Source organism: Cryobacterium aureum (assembly GCF_002954245.1).
Lineage (GTDB): Bacteria > Actinomycetota > Actinomycetes > Actinomycetales > Microbacteriaceae > Cryobacterium > Cryobacterium aureum.
The window spans coordinates 302,477-325,754 of record NZ_PPTG01000048.1; the positions used below are offsets into that span (position 1 = coordinate 302,477).

Genomic DNA, 23,278 nt, shown 5'->3' on the forward strand with positions numbered 1-23,278 from the left:
CACGCTAACGTACCCGTCGCGAGCCCCGCCCCAGCAGGACCTGGCCAAGATTCTGTGGCAGCGCGGGACCTTTGGCCCTGTTTGGGGGACGCGCCGCGGCGCACACTAAGAGGGTGCAGCAGCTGACGCTACCTCTGGAGATCGCATGACATTGACTTGCCCGTTCTGCGGGTCAGAAGCCCGGCTCAGCCTGAATCCGGCCCACGCCGAAGGTAATTCGCTCCCGGTTTACCTACTTAAATGTTCCGGATGCGAGCACACCAGCGTGCGCGTATCTCCCGTTCGCGGCGTGCACACGTCGGATACTGTCTCAGTCCGCGCCTAACCGGCAGCGAAGCACCACCAGCGTGCCGTGCGCCGTTGAGCGACACAGAAAACACCTTCGCCTCCCTGCGACGGTGTCTTTCTTGCGTCCGGCCTGCTCCTACAGGTCGGCGAGCAGGCTCACCGGGTTTTCGATGCAGCGGGCCACATAGGTGAGGAACCCGGCCGCGATTCCGCCGTCGCAGACCCGGTGGTCGAACACCATCGAGAGTTCAACAACGGTGCGCACCGCGAGTTCGTGGTCAACCACCCAGGGCCGTTCGATCATGCGGCCGATACCGAGAATCGCCGCCTCCGGGTGATTGATGATCGCCGCCGATCCGTCAACGCCGAGCGACCCGAAGTTGTTGAGCGTGAACGTTCCACCGGTGAGCGCGCTCGGCGAGAATGTGCCGTCTGGCGATTGTGCCACGAGAGTGGCGAGGGAGTCGCGCAACTGCCGCGTACTCATCGTGTGGGCGCCGTGGATCACGGGGACCATCAGCCCACGCGAGGTCTGCGCCGCGATGCCGAGATTCACGGCACCGTGCTGCAAAATTTCCTGACTTGCGGTGTCGACCGAGGAATTGAGTACCGGAAACTCTCTCAACCCGGCGACCACGAAACGCGCGATGAGCGCCGTCACGCTGAACCGTTCGCCGGTTGCCTTGAGCAGCTGGTCTCGGGCCGCGAACAGCGCGGTCGCGTCGACGTCCAGCCAGATGGTCGCCTCGGGAATCTCCCGCCGCGACGTCGTCAACCGCTGGGAGACGACCTTACGCAGCCCGGTGATGGGAATGCGGATGTCCGCACTCACGTCGACGGTGCTCCGCGCGCCCGCTGCGGTCGTCGTCGTCGTCGGCTGGGCCGGCAGCGGCAGCGGCACCGCAGCCGCTGCCGGTGCCCTGAAGTCGCGAATGTGATCCTCGACGTCGCTGCGCACGACGAGTCCTTCCCTGCCGCTGCCGGCCAGCAGGCTCGCGTCGAACCCGTTCTCGCGCGCCAGTCGGCGCACGATCGGCGAGACGACGGGGGAGCGGCGAGCCGGGTTGACCGTGCCGGACGAATCGTCGGTCGTAGAAACGGATGCCGCCGCCTCGGCGGGGCGCTCGGCGCGCGCAGGAGCGACCGGCGGCGGTGCGGGCGGTGCCGGGGCATCCGCTGCCCGCGGGGTGCCGAACCGACCGGCGGCGACCATGCGCGGCGGGCGGGTACTCTCGGTGGTGCCGTAGCCCACGAGAACCGCGCCGGAGCCTTCGGACGGGGGGCTGGCGGTCGCCGCGGCGACGGGAACTCCCAGAGTGGCGGCGGACACATCGGTGGCAGCATCGACAACCGTTAGCAGCACCTGCCCCGCGTGGATGACCTGTCCGGGCTCCCCGAACAGGCTCGCCACGACGCCGCCGTAGGGCGATGGCAGCTCCACGATGGACTTGGCCGATTCGACCTCGACCACGGCCTGGTCGATGACGATGGTGTCGCCGGGGGCGACCAGCCAGGCCACGATCTCGGCTTCGGTGAGGCCCTCGCCGAGGTCGGGCAGCAGAAACTCGCGGCTCATCAGGACCACTCCCAGGTGGAGAGTGCGGCCAGAATGCGGTCGGGGGTGGGCAAGAAGTACTCCTCGAGCTTGGGCGACGGGTACGGAATGTCGAAGCCGGTGATGCGCAGAATGGGCGCTGCCAGGTAGAAGAAGTTACGTTCAGTCAGGCGGGCGGCGACCTCGGCGCCGTAGCCGCCGAATTGGGCGGCCTCGTGCACGATGGCGGCGCGACCGGTTTTTCGAACCGATGCTCCCACCGTCTCGTCATCGAACGGCGACAGCGAGCGCAGGTCGATGACCTCGATCGAGAGCCCTTCGGCGACAGCCTGCTCGGCGGTGGCGAGCGCTGTTTTCACGGTCGGGCCGTAGGCGATGAGCGTGACGTCGGTGCCCTCCCGCAGCACGACGGCGCGGTTGAGCGGCTCGGTCTGCACGGGCAACGCGAGGGACGCCTTGCTCCAGTAGCGACTCTTCGGCTCCATGAAAATGACCGGGTCGTCGCTGGCAATCGCCTCCCGCAGCATGGAATAGGCGTCGGCCGGGTTCGAGGGGCTCACCACGGTGAGGCCTGGGGTCGCCGTCCAGTAGGCCTCGGAGGAGTCGGAGTGGTGTTCCACCCCGCCGATGTCGCCGGCATACGGGATGCGGATGACGATTGGGAGCGGGATTTTGCCGCGCGTGCGGTTGCGCATCTTCGCCACGTGCGACACGATCTGCTGGAACGCCGGGTAGCTGAACGCATCGAACTGCATTTCCACCACCGGGCGCAGGCCGTACATGGCCATGCCGATCGCGGTGCCCACGATTCCGGCTTCGGCCAGCGGGGAGTCGCTCACCCGGGTCTCGCCGAATTCAGCGTAGAGCCCGTCGGTGACCCGAAACACGCCGCCGAGCGGTCCGACGTCTTCGCCGAACAATACGACCGTCGGGTCATCGACCATCGCGTCGCGAATGGCCGCATTCAGCGCTGCGGCCATGGTGAGGCTTTCGGGCGCGCGCACGGGGCGTCCGGTCTCCAGGGTCTGCTGCGGGCTCATCGGGCGCTCTCTTCGTTAGCAATAGCGGATGCCGCGGCGTCGCCGTCGAGTTCGGCCGCCAGAAAGGCACGCTGCTCGGCCAGGGCTGCTCGTGGGGTGGAATAGACGTGTTCGAACAGTTCGAGCGGATCGATCACAGCCTGCTCGGTCATGCACTCGCGGGTGGTGGTCGCGAGTTCTTCGGCGGCGGCCAGAATCGAAGCCCGCACTTCGTCGGTGAGGGCGCCCTGGGCGACGAGGTACTTCTCGAGGCGTTCGATCGGGTCGCGGCTGCGCCACAGGTCGACGTCGGCGGCCTTGCGGTAGCGGGTGGGGTCATCCGAATTGGTGTGGGCTTCGATGCGGTAGGTGAGGCCTTCAATCAGCGTGGGGCCTCCGCCGTTGCGGGCGAGGTTTATGGCCGCCGAGATGACGGCGTACATGGCCGCGACATCGTTGCCGTCCACGTAGTATCCGGGCATGCCGTAGCCGATCGCTTTGTCGGCGATGGTGCGGCAGGCCATCTGCTTGTCGAGCGGAACGCTGATGGCGAACTGGTTGTTCTGCACGACGAACACGACGGGAGCCTGCCAGACGGCGGCGAAGTTGAATGCCTCGTGGGCGTCGCCCTCGCTCGTGGCACCGTCACCGAGGAGGGTGAGGGCCACGGTATCGTCGCGCTTAAGCTTCGCGGCGGTGGCGAGACCGACGGCGTGCAGCGCCTGGGTTGCCAGCGGCGTGGCCTGCGGTGCGATGCGGTGCTGCTGGTAGTCGTAACCGCTGTGCCAGTCGCCGCGGAACGAGGCGAGAATATCTTTCGGCTCGACGCCGCGGGTGAGCAGCGCGATGCTGTCCCGGTAGGTGGGGAACAGCCAGTCCTGCGGGACGAGCGAGGCGACGGCGGCGATCTCGCAGGCCTCCTGGCCGAGCGCCGAGGGGTAGGTGGCGAGGCGGCCCTGTCGGGTGAGGGCTGTCACCTGCACGTCGAACCGGCGGGCAACGACCATCTGCCGGTACAGGCCGAGCAGGGTCTCCACGGCAGGCAGGGCGAATCCGCCACTCTCGTCCTGCGGCACCGCGCGGCCCTGATCGTCGATCAGACGCAGGGGTGGGGGTGCCAAAACGGCGGTCAGGCTCGGGTTCTCGACGTTGAGGCTCATGAGGTAATGGTGCGCCCTTTTTGCGGACCCGGCTGCGCTTTTTCGCAGTTGTGAACGATTGGCCGACCAGCTGCCAGACCGGAGCCAAACGGCATTTCTGCAATCCGAATCAGCGCCAGGCGTCCGGGGCGGCACCGGGCGCGTGCCCGGTGATCTCGTCCAGAATCAGGTGCGACCGGGTCGAGATTACCCCCGGCATGGTGTGGATATCGCGCAGAATGGCCTGGCTGAGCTGGTCGTGGTCGGGCGCACTCACGGTGAGAATAATGTCGATGTCGCCGCTGACAGCCTGGGCCTTCTCGACGAAGGGCAGTTCGGCCAGCTGCGCGGCGATCTCGCCCCAGGCCACATCACCGATCTTCACGATTACCAGCGCCGACACGTTGAGGCCGAGCGCCTTCCGGTCGGTCTGGGCGCCGAAGCCGGTGATCACGCCGTGACTGATCAGTTTCTGCACCCGGGTGTGGGCGGCGGTGCGGGAGATATGCACCTGCAGGGCGAGCTGGCGCATGGAGAGTCTGGCGTCCCTGCTGAGTTCAGCGATGATCTGGCGATCAGTGCTGTCGAGTCCGGGATGGGGGGTCTGCGGCTGCGTCATTGAACTCTCACCGTACCGGTGCAGGCGCGGACGCCGGGGATTGGCGCAGGGCGGATTTGCGCAGCACGCGCAGGTAGTGGTTCTTGGGCCAGTGCCGCAGCACGAGCGGCAGGCGAGGATAGATGAGACGGATGCCGTGCAGCACCCGGTCGAAGCAGTGCTGGTGCCGTTCTGACCAGGGGAGGTCGAAGAGCTCGCGAACGCGCGGCGGCAGCAGCCCGGCCGTCAAGAGACGGGCCAGCGGCAGGGCGGCTCGGTACCAGAACGGACCCGTGCGCGAGTGCAACAGCTCGTGCGCGACGGCGCGGGTAGCGGCATCCGTTCTCAGCAGTAGCAGTTGCTCGTTCCAATACTGGCCAAAGGCGGTGCGGTCCTTCGGCCAGAGCTCCGGCGGCACCTGCAGCGAGGTTCCGAGCCGGGAGTACTCGCGGTAGACGGCGTCGGCCGTATCGTTGCCCGGCGGGCCGTAGATCAGTCCGTGCAGGTGGGTCGCCGATTCGTACAGCGTTGCGGCTACCCAGAGCTGCAGTTCGGGGGTGAACGCGTTGTACTCGGGCGACGTGCCGGCGGAGTGCACCGGACCATGCGCGTGGTTGACCCGCGCGGCCATAGTGGCGGCCTGGTCGGCATCGCCGAACACGGTGGCGTAGACGTAGCTCAGCGTGCCGTTGAGCCGGTCGAGCGGTCGAGTCGCGAAATGACTGTGGTCGGCGACGCCGTGTCCGATGGCCGGATTCGCCAGCTGCAGCAGGATCGCCCCGCCACCGGCGGCGATCAGGATGCCCTCACCCGCGACCCCATGCATGCGTGTCAGCGAAGTGGATGCACTCACAGTTACCTCCCAATAAGCACGCAGAACCCCGTGACAGGGTGAGCCTATTCGGTCGGCCTGAGTCTAGGCCGGTCTGCACGCCCGAATAGGGGGAGATGAATTTTTGTCTTCTCGGGAATATGTCATCCTTCTATGCGCTTGCATGTATCCGAGGGCGACAACTCTGGGCCCACACACTTGAGGAGAACTTCTATGAGCGACACGAACGTACTGAGCATCCCGGGATACAAGGCCGGAACCTGGACCATCGACAAGACCCACAGTTCTGTCAGCTTCAGCATTCGCCACATCGTCATCAGCAAGGTCAAGGGCACCTTCGATGACTTCGACGCCACCTTCGTGACCGGCGAGAACCCCCTCGAGACGACCGTCACCGCCTCGGCCAAGGTTGTTTCGATCAACACCAACGAGCCGGGCCGCGACGGTCACCTGCGTACCGGAGACTTCTTCGACGCCGAGACCTACCCGACCATCGACTTCGCGTCGACCGGTGTGCGTGAAGTCAAGGGCGACTACCTCGTCGACGGCAACATCACCATCAAGGGCATCACCAAGCCGGCCACCTTCGAGCTCGAGTTCGGTGGCTTCGGAGGAGACCCCTACGGCAACTACAAGTTCGGTGCCACGGCCAAGACCGAGGTCAACCGCGAAGACTTCGGCCTCACCTACAACGCTGCTCTCGAAACCGGCGGCATGCTGCTCGGCGACAAGGTCACCATCACTCTCGAACTGCAGGCCGCGCTCAACGCGTAACTCGTAGTTTGTTCGACTCAGGGCTCCACTTCGGTGGGGCCCTGAGTCGCTTAATCGGGAATGACGAGCATCCATTCGGTCAGGCGTAGGCGCAGCGCGGCGCCATCGAGGTCGGTCCGGCCGAGATCCTGATAGTTGGGCGCCCAGGTTTCCACCCGGGGGTAGGCCTTCAGGGCGGCGAAGCGGTCCCAGAGATGCACGTCACGAATGGGGGAGCCGAATGCCTTATCGTAGGCTCGGGTGAGCTCCTCGGCCACGCTCACGTCGTAGAGAAACACGAGATCTTGCCGGCACCAGGCCAGGTCGTAGCCGCGCGGCGCGAGGCCGGCTCCCGACCAGTCCACGATCCCGGTGAGGCGGCCCAGATGCCAGACAGTATTGCCCGACCAGAAGTCGTTGTGCGTGAGTACTCGGGGTTCGTCCCTGAGCTGTGTCCAGACCGAATGCATCGGTGATGTGGCCGCTGGCTCGGTGAATAGCTCGGGGAGCTGACCATCAACGGCCAGAGAGTGGATGCGCGCGAGCGCCTGCCCGAGTTGCCGCGCGAAGTCCTGCGGGTCCTCGGGGGTGATCGAGGCCCGACCAGGCAGCAGCGTCGTGACAATGAGCGGGCATCCGTTCGCTGTGCCGTCTGGGTCAGCGGCCAGCAGTCGCGGGGCCAGCTCGCCGAGCCCGCCGAGCCCGTCGAGCACCCGAATCTCGCGGTGCACGGCGTCGTCGCCGGGCGGAAACTGGCGCAGCACGAACTCGGCACCGTCAGGCGCGCCGACGACGGTCGTTGCGGCGTGCGTGCCGCCAGGCAGCGTGCGCACCTCGTGCAGCTCGCTGACGGCGAGTTCTCGGGCAGCCCACTCCAGTACGACGGGGGAGACAGGGACGGAAGTCATACTTCAAAGCTACGCGCTGGCATCGACCACGATCACTCACCCCTTGGTCATCCCACCCTACCGAGACCAGCGCGGCGACCAGTCTCAGACCGGGCGGGTGTCCTCGCCGTCGAGCCACAGCTCGACGGACTCATCGCGGTGCACGCCGTCGGTTCCGACGTGCTTCTCGTTGATCGTCGTGCCGTTCTTGATCACATAGACGAGAGCCATTGCGTGGCCGCGGCCCAGGCCGTAGTCCGACTTCAGCCAGTCGACGATGCTGCCAGCCTTCGTCTCCGGGTCGTCGAATCCCCGCTCGTGTGCCAGCGCGACCAGCACGCGGGGCGTCAGGCCGGTCTTGGCTTCGATGGCGGTGAGGTAGGCCTGAAAGGACATGAGATCTCCAGAGTGAGTGTGTGTGTTTGTACAGATAGTACGCAGGCTTCGCGAGGGCCGGCATCCGTTTGAGGCCTAGGCCAGACGGCGACAGGCTGCAATGCTGAAGGCATGGATGATTCCGCAGAGAAGGAGACCCTGCTGCGCTACCTGGGCACCGGCCGGGAGGCGCTCATCTGGAAGCTCGACGGGCTGAGCGACTACGACGTGCGGCGCCCGCTCGTGCCGACCGGTACCAACCTGCTGGGCCTGATCAAGCACGTGGCCAGCGTTGAGGCCGGCTATCTGGGCGAGACGTTTGGCCGACCGTTCGGCGAGGCGCTGCCCTGGCTCGACGAAGCAGCCGAGGCCAACGCCGACATGTGGGCAACGCCGGAGCAGTCCCGGGACTGGGTTCTGGATCTGTACCGGCGGGTCGGCGAGCACTCGGTCGCGACCGTCGAGGCGCTGCCCCTGAACGCTGCTGGTCACATTCCCTGGTGGTCGCCCGAGCGCAGCAACGTGACGCTGCATCAGATTCTCGTGCACATCATCGCGGAGACGAGCCGGCACGCTGGGCACGCCGACATCGTCCGTGAACTGATCGACGGTTCCGTTGGCATGCGCTCAGGTAATAGCAACTTGCCGCCCAGTGACGCGGCCTGGTGGCAGACCTATCGGGACCGGCTGGAGGCGGTGGCCCGGGAGGCCACTTCTTAGAGCCGATGCGGCTGCCTGTCGTGGCGTTACGTCGAACTGTGCCAAGGTGCAAGAGGGGCGCTTCCGCTTCAGGCCCCGTCGGCAGAGTATGGATCGTTGCTCCATTTGATGGAACGGCGCTCTAATTGATGGAGGAGACCAGTGTTTACCCTGACAGCAATTGAAATTCCGATCGTCGCGGCCCCGATGGCCGGGGGAGCCTCGACTCCGGACCTCGCCGTCGCCGTCAGTGACGCGGGCGGGCTGGGCTTTTTGGCGGGCGGCTACAAGACGCCGCAGGCCCTGGCCGAACAGATCGTCGACGTGCAGAAACGCACCGAGCACGCCTTCGGCGTCAACCTGTTCGTCCCGCAGCCGCCCCTCACCGACCGGTTTGCCGTAGACACCTACCGCGACGCGTTGGCCCGCGAGTACCCGGCAGCTACGTTCGGCGAGATTGCCGAAGAGGACGACGACTGGTTCGCAGAAAAGGTGGCCCTGGTCATCGAGCATCGCGTCCCCGTGGTGTCCTTCACCTTCGGCCTGCCGTCGGCAGACGTCGTCGAGCGGATGCACGCGGCCGGCTCGTTCCTGATCGCCACGGTCACCTCGGTGCCCGAAGCCCTCCAGGCGTTCGACCGTGGCGTCGACGCGCTCTGCGTGCAGGGGCCGGAAGCCGGCGGACACCGGGGGACCTTCACCACGCAGGGCGAAGCGGGCACGCTGGCTCTGGGGGAGTTGTTGATCGCGATTCGCGAGGTGGTGACGCTGCCGCTGATCGCGGCGGGCGGCATCCACTCTGGCGGGCAGATCGCCTCGTTGCTCGCCAACGGCGCCGAGGCTGTACAGCTCGGCACTGCCCTTCTGCGCACCGAGGAGTCAGGCGCGAATCCGGCCCACCAGGACGCCCTCGTCGACCCGCGGTTCAGCGAGACCGTCATCACCCGAGCCTTCTCCGGCCGCCCGGCGCGGGCCTTGCGCAACGCCTTCATTACCGCCCACGATGCGATCGCGCCCCACGAATATCCGCAGGTGCATCACCTCACCAAGACCGTGCGAGCGGATGCCGCCCGCCGTGGCGACCCTGACGGCCTGGCTCTCTGGGCCGGCACCGGCTTTCGCGAGGCGCGCACCGGCCCGGCCCAGCACGTTCTCGAGTCCCTCTGGGCCGGAGTAACGGCCTCGATCGTTGACCGTTAGCCAGGCCCGCGCACTGACTCGTGGCGACGATCGCGGATGAGCAGTACGACGACGATTCCGACCACGGCACCGAGAAGGGTTTCCCATCCGCGGTCAGTGAGCAGGGATATCGGGTCGATCGGGCTGGCGAGTTGGGTCATGAGCAGTATGACGGGCGTGAAAAAAGTGAGGGCGAGACCGTAGTGGCGCGCCATGAATAGTTCAGTCGGAAACTGCAAGCCCATGACGAGGATGACCAGCACGGTAGTACTCGGATGAAGGAGCAGAATACCCGCCGTGAGTCCCAGACCGGCAAAAGTGCCGAATATTCGATGGACGCCACGCTGCACTCGGCTTGGAAGATCGGCACCGGCGAGGGGAACAGCCGCAGCGGCCATAGCCCAATAGGCGTGGCCGATCCCGAATACGAGGCCGAGAACGCCGGCGGCTGCGACAGCGACGACATAACGGGTGGCGTGCACGCCCGCCTTCGAAAGCCATGGCCGGGAGAGGGGTTCGCGAGTGCGTCTCGCCGTTGAATCCCAAGCGCGGCTTCGAAACCAGCCAGCAAACCCGACGAGCAGGGAAAAGACTGCGGATGCGGCGCAGATCAGCGCGGCAGTCCAAAGCGGAATTACTGTGGGGATCGACGCGCAGGCTCCGAGCGCGAAAATACCGAAGAATGGCCCGGCTGGTCTGAGCTGTATTTTGTCGGCCACGAGTGAACCCAGCCCGGCCAGGGAGGCCTCGATGGCGACCAGGGCCCAGACTTCGATGTGGGTGATGGACAGCGCCACCCCGATGGTCACCCCGGTCAGCAGTACTGCCGCAGCCTGGGCCTGATGCACCAGCCGCAGCTGATGGGTTTCACCACGGCCGTACATGCCCGTGAAAGCACCAAAGACGGCATAGATGCTCAACTCCGGATGGCCGGAGATCAACAGGACCAGAACCGGGACGGTGACCCCGAGGCCCACGCGAAGGGCTGGCCAGTGATCATTGAGCGCGGGTCCGACACTGATGAGCGCGCGAATATACGACAGCGTCGGACGCACGGGGTGTCACGGCCTTTCGATCAGAACAATGGCGGCGCAGCGTCGAAAACGGAACCCGGTTACCTGGTTATCATCGGGTCCATCACTTAGCTGGGGCCAACGGGCGCTCTCGGTGCCATCGGTTGGCTGGTTCCGCGCTCGACTGCTGCGGTCGTACCAGTCTGTACCCCTATGACCGGCCTGTCCAAGACTCGAAGTTGACCAGCCGATAACCGCACATTATCAATCAGTCATCGGTGTCGCAGGAGCTTCGGGCGCGACCGGCGGAAGGCCCCGATCGAACAGCTCCCCCAGAGAAAGTCGTGCCGCGACGGCGGCGAATGCCCGTGCGGTAACCGAACCAGGCGACGCCGCGCTGATTGCCGCAGCGACGCGCGCGGTCGCGACGGGGTCGACGAGCGGCACGATGCGGGTCCGCGATGACGGCGTAATAGTTTGTACCCACGAATGCGGCACGATGCTGGCCCATCGGCCCGTCTTCATGTGCGCGTGGAGGGACGCGATCGAATCCGTCTCGACCTGTGGCACCAGTTGAATCTGGTTTCGACTGAAGGCATCGTCGATCACCTGTCTGCTGCGCATTTCCGTCGTCAGGACAGCGAGAGGGAGCTGGGACGCCTCGAGCCAGGTCATCGTCGCTGGAATGTCTGGGATGAGTTCGGCGGAGGCGATGAGAACGTAGCGTTCTTCGTACAGGGGCACGAAAAATAGTCGTGGGTCGTCACCGTCATCGAGATAGGTGACGCCGGCATCCAATTCAAAACTGCGCAGTCGCCGCGCGATTTCGACCGCAGAGAGACCCGACGTGATTTGCACCCTGGCTAACGGATGCGCAGCACAGAACGCAGCCACCGCCAGTGCGACCGTTGTCGAGGCACTCGGCACAACGCCCAGGCGCAACACGCCGGTGACCCCGGACTGGACGGCTTGAACCTCCGCCTTGAAAGCGTCCTGCTCCGCCAGAATGCGTTTGGCCCAGATCACCAAGCGTTCGCCCTCCGGCGTCAGCCCCTCAAAGGCGTGATCACGATTGATCAGAGAGACATTGAGCTCGTGTTCCAATCTGCTGATTGCCGCGGAGAGTGCTGGCTGGGAAACGTGGCACGCAGCGGCCGCACGAGCGAAATGCCGTTCCCGGGCGACAGCGACAAAATATTCGAGCTGGCGAAAACGCACGGGCTCTCCTTCCATTGTGATAATCATTGCGGCGTGCACCCCAAGGTAGGCTCATTCGACAGGGTGTGTAGCCACCGCCCTCTGGTAGATCAGCGTCGATCGGCGCGAAACAACTCTCTGGCCGCTAGGCCAATCAGATCGCACGACAAGAAATGGTTATCCTTTGCGTAAAAAAACTATGTTCCGGGCGGGCAAGCTCTCGGTCGCCGTCATGGCGCTGCTGGCTCTCGGCGGCGGATTCCTCGGCGTCAGCGCCGCGGCCGCAAGCCAGCCACTCGCCCAACCGCAGGCTGCGGTCACCGGCGAAACCTACGTCATCGGCACCGACACCACCTTTGCACCGTTCGAGTACCGCAAGGACGGTGAACTCACCGGCATCGACATGGACCTCATTCGAGGCATTGCGAAAAGCCAGGGCTTTACGGTGGAGATCAAGTCGCTCGGCTTCGATGCCGCCCTGCAGGCGTTGCAGTCCAACCAGGTCGACGGCGTCATCGCCGGCATGTCGATCACCGACGAGCGCGAGCTCATCTTCGACTTCTCCGACCCGTACTTCGACTCCGGCGTGCAGATGGCCGTCGCCGAGGACAACACCGAGATCACCGGATACTCCGACCTCGCCGGCGAAACCGTCGTCGCCAAGCGCGGCAGCGAGGGCGAGACCTTCGCCAACTCGATCAAGGACGAGTATGACTTCACCGTCAAGGCCCTCGCCGACTCGGCCACGATGTATGACGACGTCAAGGCAGGCAACTCCGTCGCGGTCTTCGACGACTATCCCGTGCTTGCCTACGGCATCAACCAGAACAACGGGCTCAAGTCGGTCACCGAGAAGGAACAGGGCAGCTCCTACGGTTTCGCGGTCAACAAAGGTCAGAACCCGGAACTGCTCGCCGCCTTCAACACCGGCCTGGCCGACCTGAAAGACAACGGTGAGTACCAGGCCATCCTTGATACCTACCTGGAACAACCGGCGCCCGCCGCGGCATCCGGTTTCTTCGGTCTGCTCAGCGACAGCATGCCGGCGCTGATGAAGGGTCTCGGACTGACCCTGCTGGCGACCGGCCTGTCGATTCTGATCGCCCTCGTGCTCGGTGTACTGTTCGGGTTCTTCACGGTCTCCGAAAGCCGCGTGCTGCGCGGCATAGCCAGCGTCTACGTCAGCATTTTTCGCGGGACGCCGCTGCTCGTGCAGGCGTTCTTCTTCTACTTCGGACTGCCACAGCTCACCGGGCAGTCGATCGACGTGCTGACGGCCGGTGTGCTCACCCTGAGCCTCAACGCCGGTGCTTACATGACCGAGATCGTGCGCGGCGGCATCCAGTCGGTCGATCCGGGCCAGACCGAAGCCGGCCGCAGCCTTGGCCTCGGCTACGTCACGACCATGCGCCGCGTCGTGCTGCCGCAGGCGGTGAAGATCATGACGCCCTCGTTCATTAATCAGTTCGTGATGACCCTGAAAGACACCTCGCTGCTGGCCGTGATCGGATTCGCCGAGCTCACCTATCAGGGCCAGCAAATCTACGCGGCCAACTTTCGCACCGGTGAGACCCTGTTGATCGTCGCCGCGCTGTACTTCATCGTCATCAACCTGCTCACCATGCTCTCCAACAAGCTCGACAAGAGGTTCAACAAATGAGCAAGATCAGTGTCAAGGGCCTCCGCAAGTCCTTCGGATCCAACGAGGTGCTCAAGGGCCTCGACGTCGAGATCACCGAGGGGGAGGTCGTTTGTGTCATTGGTCCATCGGGTTCGGGCAAGTCCACCTTTCTGCGCTGCCTGAACAAGCTCGATGAGCTTTCCGCCGGCACGGTCATCGTCGACGGATTCAACCTCAGCGACAAGACGGTCGACCTCAACGAGGTGCGCCAGCACATCGGCATGGTGTTCCAGCACTTCAACCTGTTTCCACACATGACGGTGCTGCAGAACATCATGCTCGCTCCAACCGAGTTGAAGAGGGAATCGAAAGCGGATGCCCGTGCCACCGCCCTGAAACTGCTCGACCGGGTAGGCCTCGCCGACAAAGCGACGGCCCGCCCCGCGCAGCTCTCCGGCGGCCAGAAGCAGCGTGTCGCGATCGCCCGGTCGCTGGCGGTCAACCCCGACATCATGCTCTTCGACGAGGCCACGAGCGCCCTCGACCCCGAGATGGTCGGCGAAGTGCTGCAGGTTATTCGGGACCTCGCCGCCGAGGGCATGACCATGGTCGTCGTCACGCACGAGATGGGATTCGCCCGCGAGGTTGCAGACCGGGTCATCTTCATGGCCGACGGCGTTATCGTCGAAGAGGGGACTCCGGCGCAGCTGTTCGGCAACCCGCAGCAGGAACGCACCCAGGACTTCCTGTCCAAGGTGCTCTAAACCGCGACCTACGCGGGCGCTCGAGGTGTCCGAGCGGCGTGACCGCGCCCGAGTTCGGTGGCCGCTACGGTAATCGGCTTAGCGCGTGCCGAAATGGGGCGCGGTCGCGACCGGCGTCCGGGTAACGTCAGGCGCGGTCGCCGACGATCTCCTCGCGCACCCGGCGCAGGTCTTCCATGAGGGATCCGATCAGAATCCAGTGGTCCGGGTGCGGCGTCACGATCCGTAGCGGCGCAGTCAATGCGAGCACGTCGGGCGCGGCCGGCTCCGGTAGAGACGTCTGGTCACTGTCGGCGCGGGCGAGCAGGCCCAGGTCGTGCGCAGCCCGGGCCAGTTCCCGGGAGAAGGCCTGAACGGTCGGCTCGAACTGCAGGGATGGGTCGTAGTGGTCGTGCAGTGCACGAGTCATGCCGATTGCGCGGGTCACGAGAGTCGGCAGTCGCTCGATCATGTCGTGGTCGGCGTCGAGGGCCACTCGCAGCTTGGCTTTGCGAGGATTGAGCATGAGGCTTTCTTCAGCCTGCGCGATGGCCTTTTCGGCCGACACGAGCATGGGGCGCAGCAGCCGGGCCTTGATCATCAATTCCATCAGGTCAATCGGACTCTGTGGGGTACGGAGCGCCTGCGCAATGCGGTCGAAGGTGTCGGCCAGCTCACGAGCCAGCAGGCCGACGGCGTCGCGAGCGGGCGCAATCAGCACCGGGGGAACGATGAGGGCGTTGATAACGAGGGCGATTCCCGCCCCGATGAACGTCTCGAAGATGCGATCGAGGGCGTAACCCGGAGTCGTGGCGCCGAGGGCGAGTACGAGCATGGCGCTGATGGGAATTTGACTCGCCGAGGACGGAGACAGACGCAGCACCCACGCTATGAGGATGCTCACCACGATCGTGCCGAGCACGACCCAGCTGGACTCGCCGAGAAAGAAACCGATCGACGAGGCGATGATGACTCCGCCGATGACCCCGGCGGTGCGTTCGATCGCGCGCCCGAGGGTCTGGTTGACGCTCGGCTGCACGACGAGCAGGGCAGCGATCGCGGCAAAGATCGGCAGGTCGCTCGGCAGCAGCAGTTGGGAGGCGGCCCAGGCCAGAGCCACGGCCACGGCCATCTTGACGACCTGCAGCATCGGGAGTCGTTTGGAGATGCGCAGAGCCGAGGTTAGTTTCACTGGTCAAGGGTAACCCGCGCGGGCCTGGTCAGACGGATGCCGGCTCCGCCGGTTTCACGGTCTGCCGACGGCAACCGCACCGGGAAGGGGAACCCCGGCCAGCCCCCTGCGCCTGGAGCGCAAGCGAACGACGTCGGCGCGGGAGGCGGCAGCTGGCAGGACACCAGTATGCCGACTCCCGCGCCGAGCGTCGCTAACACAACCGATTTGCTATTTTCCGCGCCGCCCTTGCGTGGGACGCACCACGCGAATCACGCGGGCGCTTCCGTCCGAAGTCTGGGTTCCGAAGGCATCGAACTCCACGGTCGACTCATCGGCGCGGTAGCCGTCGGTGTCGTCTGTGCCGCCGCCTGCCCGTGGGCCATCGGTAGGTCCGCCACGTCCGAATCGACGCAGCAGCGCCTTGACGATGGGCGGGCCGGCCAGGAACAAGACGATCACGGTGTAAACGACGACGGCGAGTGGTTCGCTCAGCAGCGCAGCGGGGTCGCCGGCGCTGATCTGCAGGGCGCGGCGCAGCTGGCGTTCCATCTCCGGGCCCAGGATGGCGCCGACGATGATCGGCAGCACCGGAAACCCGAAGCGTCTGGCCATATAACCGAGGGCGCCCAGAAGCAGCAGGATCCCGATATTGAACGCCTGCAGGCCGGCCGCGTAGGCCCCGAGCGTGGCGAAAAACAGGATTCCCGCATAGAGGTACGGGCGGGGGATGCGCAGCAGCTTCGCCCAGAGCGGTGCGAGCGGCAGGTTGAGCGCGAGCAACATCGTGTTGCCGATGAACAGGCTCGCGATCAGCGTCCAGACCAGTACCGGCTCGTTTTGGAACAACATCGGTCCCGGGGGGATGCCGAACTGGTTGAACGCGGCGATCATCACGGCGGCGGTCGCCGTGGTCGGTAGTCCGAGGGTCAGTAGCGGCACCAGCGTTCCGGCCGCTGAAGCGTTGTTGGCCGCTTCCGGGCCGGCGACGCCCTCAATGGCGCCGTGGCCGAACTGTTCCGGATGCTTCGATAGCTTCTTTTCTGTCACGTACGACAGAAAGGTGGGAATCTCGGCGCCGCCGGCCGGGATGGCCCCGAACGGGAAACCGATGACCGTGCCACGCAGCCACGGCTTCCACGAGCGCTTCCAGTCGTCCTTGCCCATCCACGGCACCCCGACCGGAATCGTCGGTGGTGTTCCGTGACGCAGGTGGGCGGCGATCCACAGGGCTTCACCGACCGCGAACAGGGCCACGGCGATGACGACGACATCGATGCCACCGGAAAGAAGCGGTTGTCCGAAGGTCAGCCGTGCCTGCCCGGTCGTGCCGTCGAGCCCCACGAGCCCGATGGTCAGCCCGATGAACAGCGAGGCGAGACCGCGAATACGGCTCGAGCCAAGCACTGCGCTCACGGCGACGAAAGCAAAGACCATCATCGCGAAGTATGAGGGAGCCCCGAGCCCGATCGCAATGGACACGATGAAGGGGGCGACGAAGACAAGAGCTCCGGTAGCCAGGGTGCCGGCCACGAACGAGCCGATCGCGGCGGTCGCGAGCGCCTGGGCGCCGCGTCCGGCCTTGGCCATCTTGTTGCCCTCGAGCGCTGTCACGACCGACGAGGACTCGCCTGGTGTATTGAGCAGAATCGAGGTCGTCGACCCGCCGTACATGCCGCCGTAGTAGATGCCGGCGAACATGATGAGGGACCCCGTCACGTCGAGAGCGTAGGTGAGTGGTAGCAGCAGGGCCACGGTCATGGCCGGGCCGATACCCGGCAGCACGCCGACGGCGGTGCCGAGCAGCACGCCGATAAGCGCGAACAGCAGGTTTTGCAGGGTCAGCGCGTTGCTGAACCCCGCCATGAGCAGGGTGAGGTTTTCCATCAGAGAATTCCCGTCAACAGGCCGGCCGGCAGGTTGATACCGAGGCCCAGTACGAAGCCGTAGAACGTGCCGACGGCGAGAAGAATGCCGATCAGAAGCGCCCAGACAAAGCGCCTCGAGCCGAGCAGTAGTGCGGAGCCGTAGAACAGCAGCGCACTGCCAATCACGAATCCGAGAAAGTCCATCGTGAGGGCGAAGACGAGAATCAGGCCGCCGAGGCCGAAGACGGTCGGCCAGTGGGCCTTTTGCGTGAGGTCGATGTCCTCACCGTCTTCGGCCTCGGCGTGGCCGCCCCGCAGCACAGAGATCGTCAGGGCGATCGCACACAGGCCCAGGCCGATCGCGATGATCGTGGGAACGACCCGCGGTCCCATCACGCCAACGTTGATGGCGGTGTGACGGATGTTCGCGGTATCGACCGCGATCACGATCGCGATCACCGCGAGCAGGGCGGCAACGCCCAGCTCGGAGCGACCCTGGAGGCGACCGCGCAGCCCGGAAGCTGGAACGGTGCTGGGGGCGGTCATGCTTAGACCAGGCCCAGGGTCTTCAGCACGTCGGCGACGCGGGTGTCCTGCTCGGTGAGGAAGGTACTGAAGTCGTCGCCGGTGATGAAGGCGTCGGTCCAGCTGTTGTCCTCAAGGACCTGCTTCCACTCGGCGCTGTCGTGCATTGCGGTGACGGCGTCCACGAGGCGGGCGATTTCGGCATCGGTCAGACCGGGTGCGGCCAAAAGTCCGCGCCAGTTGGTGAAGACCAGGTCGATGCCCTCTTCGGTCAGGGTGGGGGCCTCGATGACCGGAACGCGTTCCTCGCTTGTGACAGCGAGCACCCGCAGGTCGCCCGACTTCACCTGTTCGAGGAATTCACCGTAGCCGGAGGCTCCGAACGCCAGCTTGCCGCCGAGAATGGCCGGCAGCAGTTCGCCGCCGCCGTCGTAGGCGACGTAGTTGACCGCGGTCGGGTCGATGCCGACGGCATCGGCGAGCTGCATCGGCAGCAGGTGGTCAGGGCCGCCCGGGGAGGAGCCGCCGCCGACGGGGAAGTTGGCCGGGTCGGCCTTCCACGCGGTGATGAGGTCGTCGATGGTCTGGTATGGGGAGTCGGCGGCGACGAAAATGGCGCCGGCTTCTTCGATGAGTCCGGCGATCGGGGTCGCGTCGGCGACCTTGGCATCACCCTCATTGGTGTACGCGGCACCGACAACGCCGAGCCCCATCATGAGTAGAAAGTTGGCGTTTCCGGTTTCGGTCAGGGTACGGGCCAGGCCCACGGTTCCGCCGGCACCGGCGAGGTTGGTGACCTCGGTGCCGGAGGCCAGACCCAGGTCGTCCATCACCTTGACTGCGGCGCGGCCGGTGACGTCATAGCCGCTGCCCGGAGCGTTGGGGATCATGACCTGCAGGTTTTCAATCGGGCCGCTGTCGGCGGCCTCGGTGGTCTTCGCGCTCGTGACTCCGCAGGCGCTGAGGGCGAGTGCGACGACCCCGGCGAGAACAACGGTGCCGGCCGTCCGACGTGAGCGCATGGTGCCTGCTGTGATTGGCATGGTTAAATCCTCTTCGATTTCTGGCGAGCCTCTTTGCTGGCCGAGTTCATGGTGGGTGGTGAACTGGTGCCGGCACAACTTGTGGCGTTAGTGAACGTTGTGTAGCTTGCGGTTGTTGGCGCGTTGGGCAAGAATTGCGGTTTTGCCGACCAATGAGGGATTATCTTGTATGGCCAAGGACGACCGAGGGAACCAACGATGCCGATAGGCGCGGTGTCGATAGGCGCGGTGTCGATGGGCGCGCTACCGACCGGCGGCCGGCGAGCCGAGCGCCGTCGCCGGTACGGCATCCGCTCGAGCCGGCTGAGTCTCACTCGCCAACTGCTGCTGTTTCAATTGAGCCTGATCGCTCTCGTCCTCGTCGCGGTGACCGCGATCTCGGTCGAGCAAACCCGCAGCAGCTTCGAAAGCGGGGCGCAGCGACGCATGCTGACGGTCGCCGAATACACCGCGGCCAACCCGCTCGTGCGCAGCCTCCTCGACAGTGCGGCCGTGCCCCAGCAGTTCTCCATCCCGGTCGAGTCGCTGCGCACAACCACGGGGGTTGACCAGCTCATCGTGACGGATGCCGGCGGCCGCATCATCGCATCGCCGGCCGACCCGCGGCTGCTCGGGGCCGTTCTCGCCATCGATTCGACCCCCGACGAGTCCGATGCCGCCTGGGCAGGGGTGGCACCGATCGGTACCAGGGATCATGTGGTTGCGCGGGTGCCGGTGCTGTCCAACGCCGGGGTGGTCGTCGGCACGGTCGTCGCCGCCCACGAGTTTCCGGACGTGGCCGAACTACTCGCGAGCGCAGCGCCGAACCTGCTCACCTATGTCGGGGTGGCCGGGGTACTCGGCGTTACCGGGTCGCTGGTGCTGGCGGCGCGGGTAAAACGGCAGACTCTTGGCCTCGAGCCGGAGCAGATCGGCCGGCTGGTCGAGCACCGGGAGGCCATGATCCACGGCATCCGGGAGGGGATGATCGCCGTCGACACCAACGGGCTCATCACACTCGCCAATGACAGCGCCCGCACCCTGCTCGGTCTGCCGCCTGATGCAGAAGGCCGGGCGGTCGACACTGTGGGCCTCGACGACGAGGCGGTGCGGGCGCTGCGCCCGCAGGAGGTCGGCGAGATCGACACGGTGTTCGTGAACCGCGGCGTGCTGCTCGTGCTCAACCAGACGCTCATTCACCCGCCCCGGTCGCGGCCAGAGGTTGTGACGACCCTGCGCGACCGCACCGAACTGGTCACGCTGCAGCACGACCTGGGCAGCAGTCGTCAGGCGACCGACACCCTGCGCGCCCAGACCCACGAGTTCGCCAACCGGCTGCACACCATTTCGATGCTCCTGCAGCTCGGCGACACCGAGGCTGCGGTGGAATACGTCGACGCCGTCACCCGTGATCGCACCGAGCTCGACAACTCGGTCTTGTCCCGGCTCGAGGAGCCCGCAGTAGCCGCGCTCGTGATCGCCAAGACGTCCCTGGCCCGCGAACGCGGTGCGACGCTCGTCCTTTCGCCCGAATCGAATCTGGGCCGGGTCGACACCGATCTCTCCACTGACCTCGTCACCGTGATCGGCAACCTCGTCGACAACGCCCTCGATGCCGTCACCGGAGCCCCCGAACGCGGAGTCCGGCTCGATGTGCAGACCGACCAGGGCGCGCGCGCCGTGCGGGTGACGGTGAGTGACTCCGGGCCCGGGATCGACGCCGCCCTCATCGACCGGGTGTTCGAGGTGGGGGTCAGCACCAAAACGACGAGCGTGACCGCCCTCGCCGGCGGAGACGCCCACGGTTACGGACTCGCGATTGTACGCCTCGTGGCGACGCGTCGCGGGGGCACGGTGGGATACCGGGCCGAGAACGGCGCAGTGTTCGAGGCAGTGCTTTCGATCGATGCGGCCGAGTTGGTCGGGACCGAGGAACAGACCCGTGTGTGACGTGCTCGTCGTCGACGACGATTTCATGGTGGCGCGTGCCCATGAACGCATTGTGGCCCAGCAGAGGGGTTTCACCGTGGTCGGCGTCGCCGCGACCGGGTCAGACGCGCTGGCTCAGATTGCCGAGAAAGCACCCCACCTCGTACTCCTCGACATGTACCTGCCCGATATGACCGGGCTCGATGTGATCCGCCGGGCACGCGAAGCCGGGCGCGACGTGGACTTTCTCGTGCTCAGCGCCGCCCGAGAGGCCGAAATGGTCACCGCGGCGCTGCAGGGCGGTATCGTGAGCTACCTGCTCAAACCATTCAAGATCACCGAGCTGCAAGCGCGCCTGGCCGGGTACGCGGAGCGGCGTCGACTACTCGGTGGCACCGGCGACCTCAGCCAAAGCGATCTCGACCAGGCGCTGGGGCGGGCATCCGTTCTGTCGATCGACCACGTGGTCGCCACCCTGCCGAAAGGCCTGAGCAAGGAGACCGCAGCGCTGACCGCGGCCGCGCTGGCGGCCAGCGACCCCGACCTGGCCGCGTCGGAGTGCGCCGAACTGCTCGGCCTGTCGCGGGTGGTGGCTCGCAAATACCTGGAGTATTTCGTGGCCACCGGGCAGGCGGCGGTGAGCCTTCGTTACGGCCAGACCGGCCGGCCTCAGCGTCGCTACGCCTGGCTGGCCGCCTAGCCGGTATTGATCTAGCCGGTGTTGATCTAGCCGGTGTAGATCTAGCCGAGGTCGTCGTCGGTGCGGGCGCCGAACACGATCTCGTCCCAGCTCGGCATCGAAGCCCGGCCGCGCTTGGGCGTGGTGCGACCGTGGTTGGTGCGTTCCTGAGCCCTAGCGGCCTGGTTGGCCCAGGCGTTGCCGGTCGGCTCCGGTGTGGTGGCCGGCGCGGCGCTGGACTCATCGGTGACCGCCTCCGTGGCATCGCTCGCCCGGCGCGGCCGCAACGGCTGTGCCGGTGCCGAAGCGGATGCCGTGGGCTGGCCCGTCGCCGTCCCACCGGGAGTGCTCCCGTTCGACGCTGCCTCGCGTTCGCCGCGACGGCGCCGCAGGGACTCCAGCAGGTCGGCCGTTTCGCTCATGTTCGAGGCCGGCTCTGCAGCACGCTTGATGGCAGCTTTCGACACTGCATCGTCCCGGCTCAGTGTGCGGGAGTAGGGCACAGCCTCGAGGTTGGGGCTGGTGTCGTTCAGAATCTCGTCGGCGAGGGATTCCTTGAAGTTGAAGGCGTTGCTGTCGAACCGGGACACGTCAGCGGCGCTGGTCTCGGAGCCGACGGCGCGTAGGCGCGGAATCAGTGAGCCCTTGAGCTCGCCCTGCTGCGATAGTGCGACGGCCTCGCTGCCGACCGGTGACAGAGAGTTCTTCTTCGGTTCGAAACCCCAGCGAGCATCGTGGTCGATCTCGTCGGCCGTGAACGACAACTTGACGATCCACCCGCCGCCAGGTTCTTTCCAGCTCGCCCAGCGCTCACCGGTGGCACCGAGAGAGGCGAGGCGTTCGCGAATTACGCTGCCGAAGTTGACGTTCTCGTCGATCGGGTCTGGGTCGATGGCGGTGTGCACCGGAACGCTCAGCGCCGAAGAGACGATGTATTCCCGTTCGGCCACGACCGGGCCCTCAAAACGGCGCACGTACTCGAGCGATGCGCCGGTGACCGCGGCGACGTCTTCGGCGGACATGCCGGAGCGGATGTGCGCCTGAACTTCCCGAGGAGACAGCTTCGGCGCGTTCGTGCGTTCCGTCTGGGTTTGGCGAAGCCGGGACTGGAGAACCTCGTCGATGGCGATGCGATACCGGTCGCCATCTTCGGACGCTGCGAGCAGCGCACCGTTCTCAACCCCAATAACCTTCAATTCCTGCATGAAGACAAGCCCTCTCGCGATTACCGTTGGCTGCAAGACTGCCACGGGTTGATGCCATTTCGCGGGAATACGCCGGGCGTGCCGCAAGTTGTTTCTTCGTGTCCGAATAAAAAGATTGTCGGGCGGTTTGCTATTCCGTCTGGATTGTTGGAAACTGTGCCCGCCGATTTCGTTTTATCGGCGTAACTGAAATGGATGGGCATGGCAACCGATTACGACGCACCCCGAAAGACTGAAGACGACTCCGAGTCGATCGAGGCCCTCAAGGAACGTGTGCCAGACAAGATGTCCGGCAGCGTTGATGTCGACGACTCCGACAACCCCGGTGGGTTCGACCTTCCGGGCGCCGACCTGTCCGACCTGGACCTCGATGTCGTCGTTCTGCCCGCGCAGGCCGACGAGTTCACCTGCGTGAATTGCTTCCTCGTGAAGCACCGTTCGCAGATGGGACACGAGACCAAGCTCGGCACCGTCTGCCTGGAGTGCGACTCCTAAGGCTCAGCTTTCACCTCACGTTGGCCGTTCGCGATTCATTGATCGCGGCGGCCAACTCTCGTGGGTGACGGCTGGAGATGACCCAGTACGGCGCCGGATCTTTCGCATCCACGATGGGCACGCGCACGACGGGGTCGATCCAGCCGCGAATGAGCAGCCAGGCACGGGCATCCAGCCGGGGACCACGCTCCTGGGTGGCTTCTTTCGCCTCGAACGCGCTCGCTTCGCCGAGCAACGTGGTCGAAATCGTGGCGGGGCCGGCGATCAACTCGCCGTTCTGCACGCGAACGACCGGTGAGGCTAGCACGAGCAGCAGCACGCAGCCGCCGTACAGAACGGCGGCCGTGACAATGCCGGCGAACAGAGAGATCGGCACGAGCACGAGAATGCTCGCTGGTATCACCAGAGCGGTGACGATGAAGGCCCAGGCGTTGGGCCACAGTTTTTCACGGTAATCAGGCATGGCTCTATTCGATCAGATAACTG

Annotated in this window: 23 protein-coding genes; 8 read left to right on the forward strand and 15 right to left on the reverse strand. The window is 65.5% G+C overall.

Annotated elements, in window-relative coordinates; genetic code table 11:
- Positions 1–424: 424 nt before the first annotated feature.
- The 5 genes from CJ028_RS18275 to CJ028_RS18295 form a co-directional block, all read right to left on the reverse strand.
- Positions 425–1,864, reverse strand: coding sequence for a dihydrolipoamide acetyltransferase family protein (locus CJ028_RS18275; protein ID WP_105036618.1), 1,440 nt, complete (start codon positions 1,862–1,864; stop codon positions 425–427).
- Entirely contained in the window at positions 1,864–2,883 is a 1,020-nt protein-coding gene (locus CJ028_RS18280; protein ID WP_105036619.1) for an alpha-ketoacid dehydrogenase subunit beta, read from the reverse strand. The genes CJ028_RS18275 and CJ028_RS18280 overlap by 1 nt, the downstream gene beginning before the upstream one ends.
- Entirely contained in the window at positions 2,880–4,022 is a 1,143-nt protein-coding gene (pdhA, locus tag CJ028_RS18285; protein ID WP_105036620.1) for a pyruvate dehydrogenase (acetyl-transferring) E1 component subunit alpha, read from the reverse strand. The genes CJ028_RS18280 and pdhA overlap by 4 nt, the downstream gene beginning before the upstream one ends.
- Positions 4,023–4,131: 109 nt before the next feature.
- On the reverse strand, positions 4,132–4,620 hold the full coding sequence (locus tag CJ028_RS18290; protein WP_105036621.1) for an Lrp/AsnC family transcriptional regulator: 489 nt from the start codon (positions 4,618–4,620) through the stop codon (positions 4,132–4,134).
- A 7-nt stretch (positions 4,621–4,627) separates the two neighbouring features.
- Positions 4,628–5,452, reverse strand: a complete 825-nt coding sequence (locus CJ028_RS18295; RefSeq protein WP_240607412.1) for an oxygenase MpaB family protein — start codon at positions 5,450–5,452, stop codon at positions 4,628–4,630.
- Positions 5,453–5,644: 192 nt separating this feature from the next.
- Here CJ028_RS18295 and CJ028_RS18300 point away from each other — a divergent pair, with 192 nt between their 5' ends.
- Complete coding sequence (locus CJ028_RS18300) at positions 5,645–6,205, forward strand: YceI family protein (RefSeq protein ID WP_105036623.1); 561 nt, start codon at positions 5,645–5,647, stop codon at positions 6,203–6,205.
- Positions 6,206–6,255: 50 nt separating this feature from the next.
- On the opposite strand, the gene CJ028_RS18305 is transcribed toward CJ028_RS18300, so the two are convergent.
- The gene (locus tag CJ028_RS18305; RefSeq protein WP_105036624.1) at positions 6,256–7,092 is read right to left on the reverse strand and encodes a phosphotransferase family protein; all 837 of its coding nucleotides are present in this window, start codon (positions 7,090–7,092) and stop codon (positions 6,256–6,258) included.
- Between the two features lie 84 nt (positions 7,093–7,176).
- Positions 7,177–7,467, reverse strand: coding sequence for a DUF4287 domain-containing protein (locus CJ028_RS18310; RefSeq protein ID WP_105036625.1), 291 nt, complete (start codon positions 7,465–7,467; stop codon positions 7,177–7,179).
- 111 nt (positions 7,468–7,578) lie between these two features.
- Here CJ028_RS18310 and CJ028_RS18315 point away from each other — a divergent pair, with 111 nt between their 5' ends.
- Together CJ028_RS18315 and CJ028_RS18320 are read left to right on the forward strand one after the other, a co-directional pair.
- On the forward strand, positions 7,579–8,166 hold the full coding sequence (locus tag CJ028_RS18315) for a DinB family protein (protein WP_105036626.1): 588 nt from the start codon (positions 7,579–7,581) through the stop codon (positions 8,164–8,166).
- 141 nt (positions 8,167–8,307) lie between these two features.
- On the forward strand, positions 8,308–9,345 hold the full coding sequence (locus CJ028_RS18320) for an NAD(P)H-dependent flavin oxidoreductase (RefSeq protein ID WP_240607414.1): 1,038 nt from the start codon (positions 8,308–8,310) through the stop codon (positions 9,343–9,345).
- On the opposite strand, the gene CJ028_RS18325 is transcribed toward CJ028_RS18320, so the two are convergent.
- Positions 9,342–10,379: an FUSC family protein gene (locus CJ028_RS18325; RefSeq protein ID WP_105036627.1), complete on the reverse strand. Its 1,038-nt coding sequence runs from the start codon at positions 10,377–10,379 to the stop codon at positions 9,342–9,344. The genes CJ028_RS18320 and CJ028_RS18325 overlap by 4 nt on opposite strands.
- Positions 10,380–10,601: 222 nt before the next feature.
- Entirely contained in the window at positions 10,602–11,555 is a 954-nt protein-coding gene (locus tag CJ028_RS18330; protein ID WP_105036628.1) for a LysR family transcriptional regulator, read from the reverse strand.
- A 163-nt stretch (positions 11,556–11,718) separates the two neighbouring features.
- Between CJ028_RS18330 and CJ028_RS18335 the strand changes: the two genes are divergently transcribed.
- Positions 11,719–13,194, forward strand: a complete 1,476-nt coding sequence (locus CJ028_RS18335; RefSeq protein WP_439099060.1) for an amino acid ABC transporter substrate-binding protein/permease — start codon at positions 11,719–11,721, stop codon at positions 13,192–13,194.
- Positions 13,191–13,919, forward strand: coding sequence for an amino acid ABC transporter ATP-binding protein (locus CJ028_RS18340; protein WP_105036630.1), 729 nt, complete (start codon positions 13,191–13,193; stop codon positions 13,917–13,919). Before CJ028_RS18335 ends, CJ028_RS18340 begins: the two co-directional genes overlap by 4 nt.
- A gap of 127 nt (positions 13,920–14,046) precedes the next feature.
- On the opposite strand, the gene CJ028_RS18345 is transcribed toward CJ028_RS18340, so the two are convergent.
- The 4 genes from CJ028_RS18345 to CJ028_RS18360 form a co-directional block, all read right to left on the reverse strand.
- Positions 14,047–15,090, reverse strand: coding sequence for an FUSC family protein (locus tag CJ028_RS18345; protein ID WP_105036631.1), 1,044 nt, complete (start codon positions 15,088–15,090; stop codon positions 14,047–14,049).
- A 210-nt stretch (positions 15,091–15,300) separates the two neighbouring features.
- Complete coding sequence (locus tag CJ028_RS18350; protein ID WP_105036632.1) at positions 15,301–16,956, reverse strand: tripartite tricarboxylate transporter permease; 1,656 nt, start codon at positions 16,954–16,956, stop codon at positions 15,301–15,303.
- A complete protein-coding gene (locus tag CJ028_RS18355; RefSeq protein WP_105036633.1) occupies positions 16,956–17,483 on the reverse strand; it encodes a tripartite tricarboxylate transporter TctB family protein in 528 nt (175 codons plus the stop codon). The genes CJ028_RS18350 and CJ028_RS18355 overlap by 1 nt, the downstream gene beginning before the upstream one ends.
- A 2-nt stretch (positions 17,484–17,485) precedes the next feature.
- The gene (locus tag CJ028_RS18360) at positions 17,486–18,484 is read right to left on the reverse strand and encodes a Bug family tripartite tricarboxylate transporter substrate binding protein (protein WP_105036939.1); all 999 of its coding nucleotides are present in this window, start codon (positions 18,482–18,484) and stop codon (positions 17,486–17,488) included.
- Positions 18,485–18,703: 219 nt separating this feature from the next.
- Here CJ028_RS18360 and CJ028_RS18365 point away from each other — a divergent pair, with 219 nt between their 5' ends.
- Together CJ028_RS18365 and CJ028_RS18370 are read left to right on the forward strand one after the other, a co-directional pair.
- Positions 18,704–20,434 carry a sensor histidine kinase gene (locus CJ028_RS18365; RefSeq protein WP_240607416.1) on the forward strand — a complete coding sequence of 577 codons (1,731 nt, stop codon included), beginning with the start codon at positions 18,704–18,706 and terminating at the stop codon, positions 20,432–20,434.
- Entirely contained in the window at positions 20,427–21,113 is a 687-nt protein-coding gene (locus tag CJ028_RS18370) for a response regulator (protein ID WP_205684093.1), read from the forward strand. The genes CJ028_RS18365 and CJ028_RS18370 overlap by 8 nt, the downstream gene beginning before the upstream one ends.
- A gap of 41 nt (positions 21,114–21,154) precedes the next feature.
- Here CJ028_RS18370 and sepH read toward each other — a convergent pair whose 3' ends face one another.
- Positions 21,155–22,297: a septation protein SepH gene (gene sepH / locus CJ028_RS18375; protein ID WP_105036635.1), complete on the reverse strand. Its 1,143-nt coding sequence runs from the start codon at positions 22,295–22,297 to the stop codon at positions 21,155–21,157.
- Between the two features lie 201 nt (positions 22,298–22,498).
- Between sepH and CJ028_RS18380 the strand changes: the two genes are divergently transcribed.
- The gene (locus CJ028_RS18380; RefSeq protein ID WP_092112645.1) at positions 22,499–22,792 is read left to right on the forward strand and encodes a DUF4193 domain-containing protein; all 294 of its coding nucleotides are present in this window, start codon (positions 22,499–22,501) and stop codon (positions 22,790–22,792) included.
- 10 nt (positions 22,793–22,802) lie between these two features.
- Here CJ028_RS18380 and CJ028_RS18385 read toward each other — a convergent pair whose 3' ends face one another.
- Positions 22,803–23,255, reverse strand: a complete 453-nt coding sequence (locus CJ028_RS18385) for a DUF3093 domain-containing protein (RefSeq protein WP_105036636.1) — start codon at positions 23,253–23,255, stop codon at positions 22,803–22,805.
- Positions 23,256–23,278 lie beyond the last annotated feature (23 nt).

Coding starts and splice junctions, on each gene's coding strand:
- CJ028_RS18275 (WP_105036618.1), bottom strand. CDS start 1,864: ATGAGCCGCGAGTTTCTGCTGCCCGACCTCGGCGAGGGCCTCACCGAA.
- CJ028_RS18280 (WP_105036619.1), bottom strand. CDS start 2,883: ATGAGCCCGCAGCAGACCCTGGAGACCGGACGCCCCGTGCGCGCGCCC.
- pdhA (WP_105036620.1), bottom strand. CDS start 4,022: ATGAGCCTCAACGTCGAGAACCCGAGCCTGACCGCCGTTTTGGCACCC.
- CJ028_RS18290 (WP_105036621.1), bottom strand. CDS start 4,620: ATGACGCAGCCGCAGACCCCCCATCCCGGACTCGACAGCACTGATCGC.
- CJ028_RS18300 (WP_105036623.1), top strand. CDS start 5,645: ATGAGCGACACGAACGTACTGAGCATCCCGGGATACAAGGCCGGAACC.
- CJ028_RS18305 (WP_105036624.1), bottom strand. CDS start 7,092: ATGACTTCCGTCCCTGTCTCCCCCGTCGTACTGGAGTGGGCTGCCCGA.
- CJ028_RS18310 (WP_105036625.1), bottom strand. CDS start 7,467: ATGTCCTTTCAGGCCTACCTCACCGCCATCGAAGCCAAGACCGGCCTG.
- CJ028_RS18315 (WP_105036626.1), top strand. CDS start 7,579: ATGGATGATTCCGCAGAGAAGGAGACCCTGCTGCGCTACCTGGGCACC.
- CJ028_RS18340 (WP_105036630.1), top strand. CDS start 13,191: ATGAGCAAGATCAGTGTCAAGGGCCTCCGCAAGTCCTTCGGATCCAAC.
- CJ028_RS18350 (WP_105036632.1), bottom strand. CDS start 16,956: ATGGAAAACCTCACCCTGCTCATGGCGGGGTTCAGCAACGCGCTGACC.
- CJ028_RS18355 (WP_105036633.1), bottom strand. CDS start 17,483: ATGACCGCCCCCAGCACCGTTCCAGCTTCCGGGCTGCGCGGTCGCCTC.
- CJ028_RS18360 (WP_105036939.1), bottom strand. CDS start 18,484: ATGCGCTCACGTCGGACGGCCGGCACCGTTGTTCTCGCCGGGGTCGTC.
- CJ028_RS18365 (WP_240607416.1), top strand. CDS start 18,704: ATGCCGATAGGCGCGGTGTCGATAGGCGCGGTGTCGATGGGCGCGCTA.
- sepH (WP_105036635.1), bottom strand. CDS start 22,297: ATGCAGGAATTGAAGGTTATTGGGGTTGAGAACGGTGCGCTGCTCGCA.
- CJ028_RS18380 (WP_092112645.1), top strand. CDS start 22,499: ATGGCAACCGATTACGACGCACCCCGAAAGACTGAAGACGACTCCGAG.
- CJ028_RS18385 (WP_105036636.1), bottom strand. CDS start 23,255: ATGCCTGATTACCGTGAAAAACTGTGGCCCAACGCCTGGGCCTTCATC.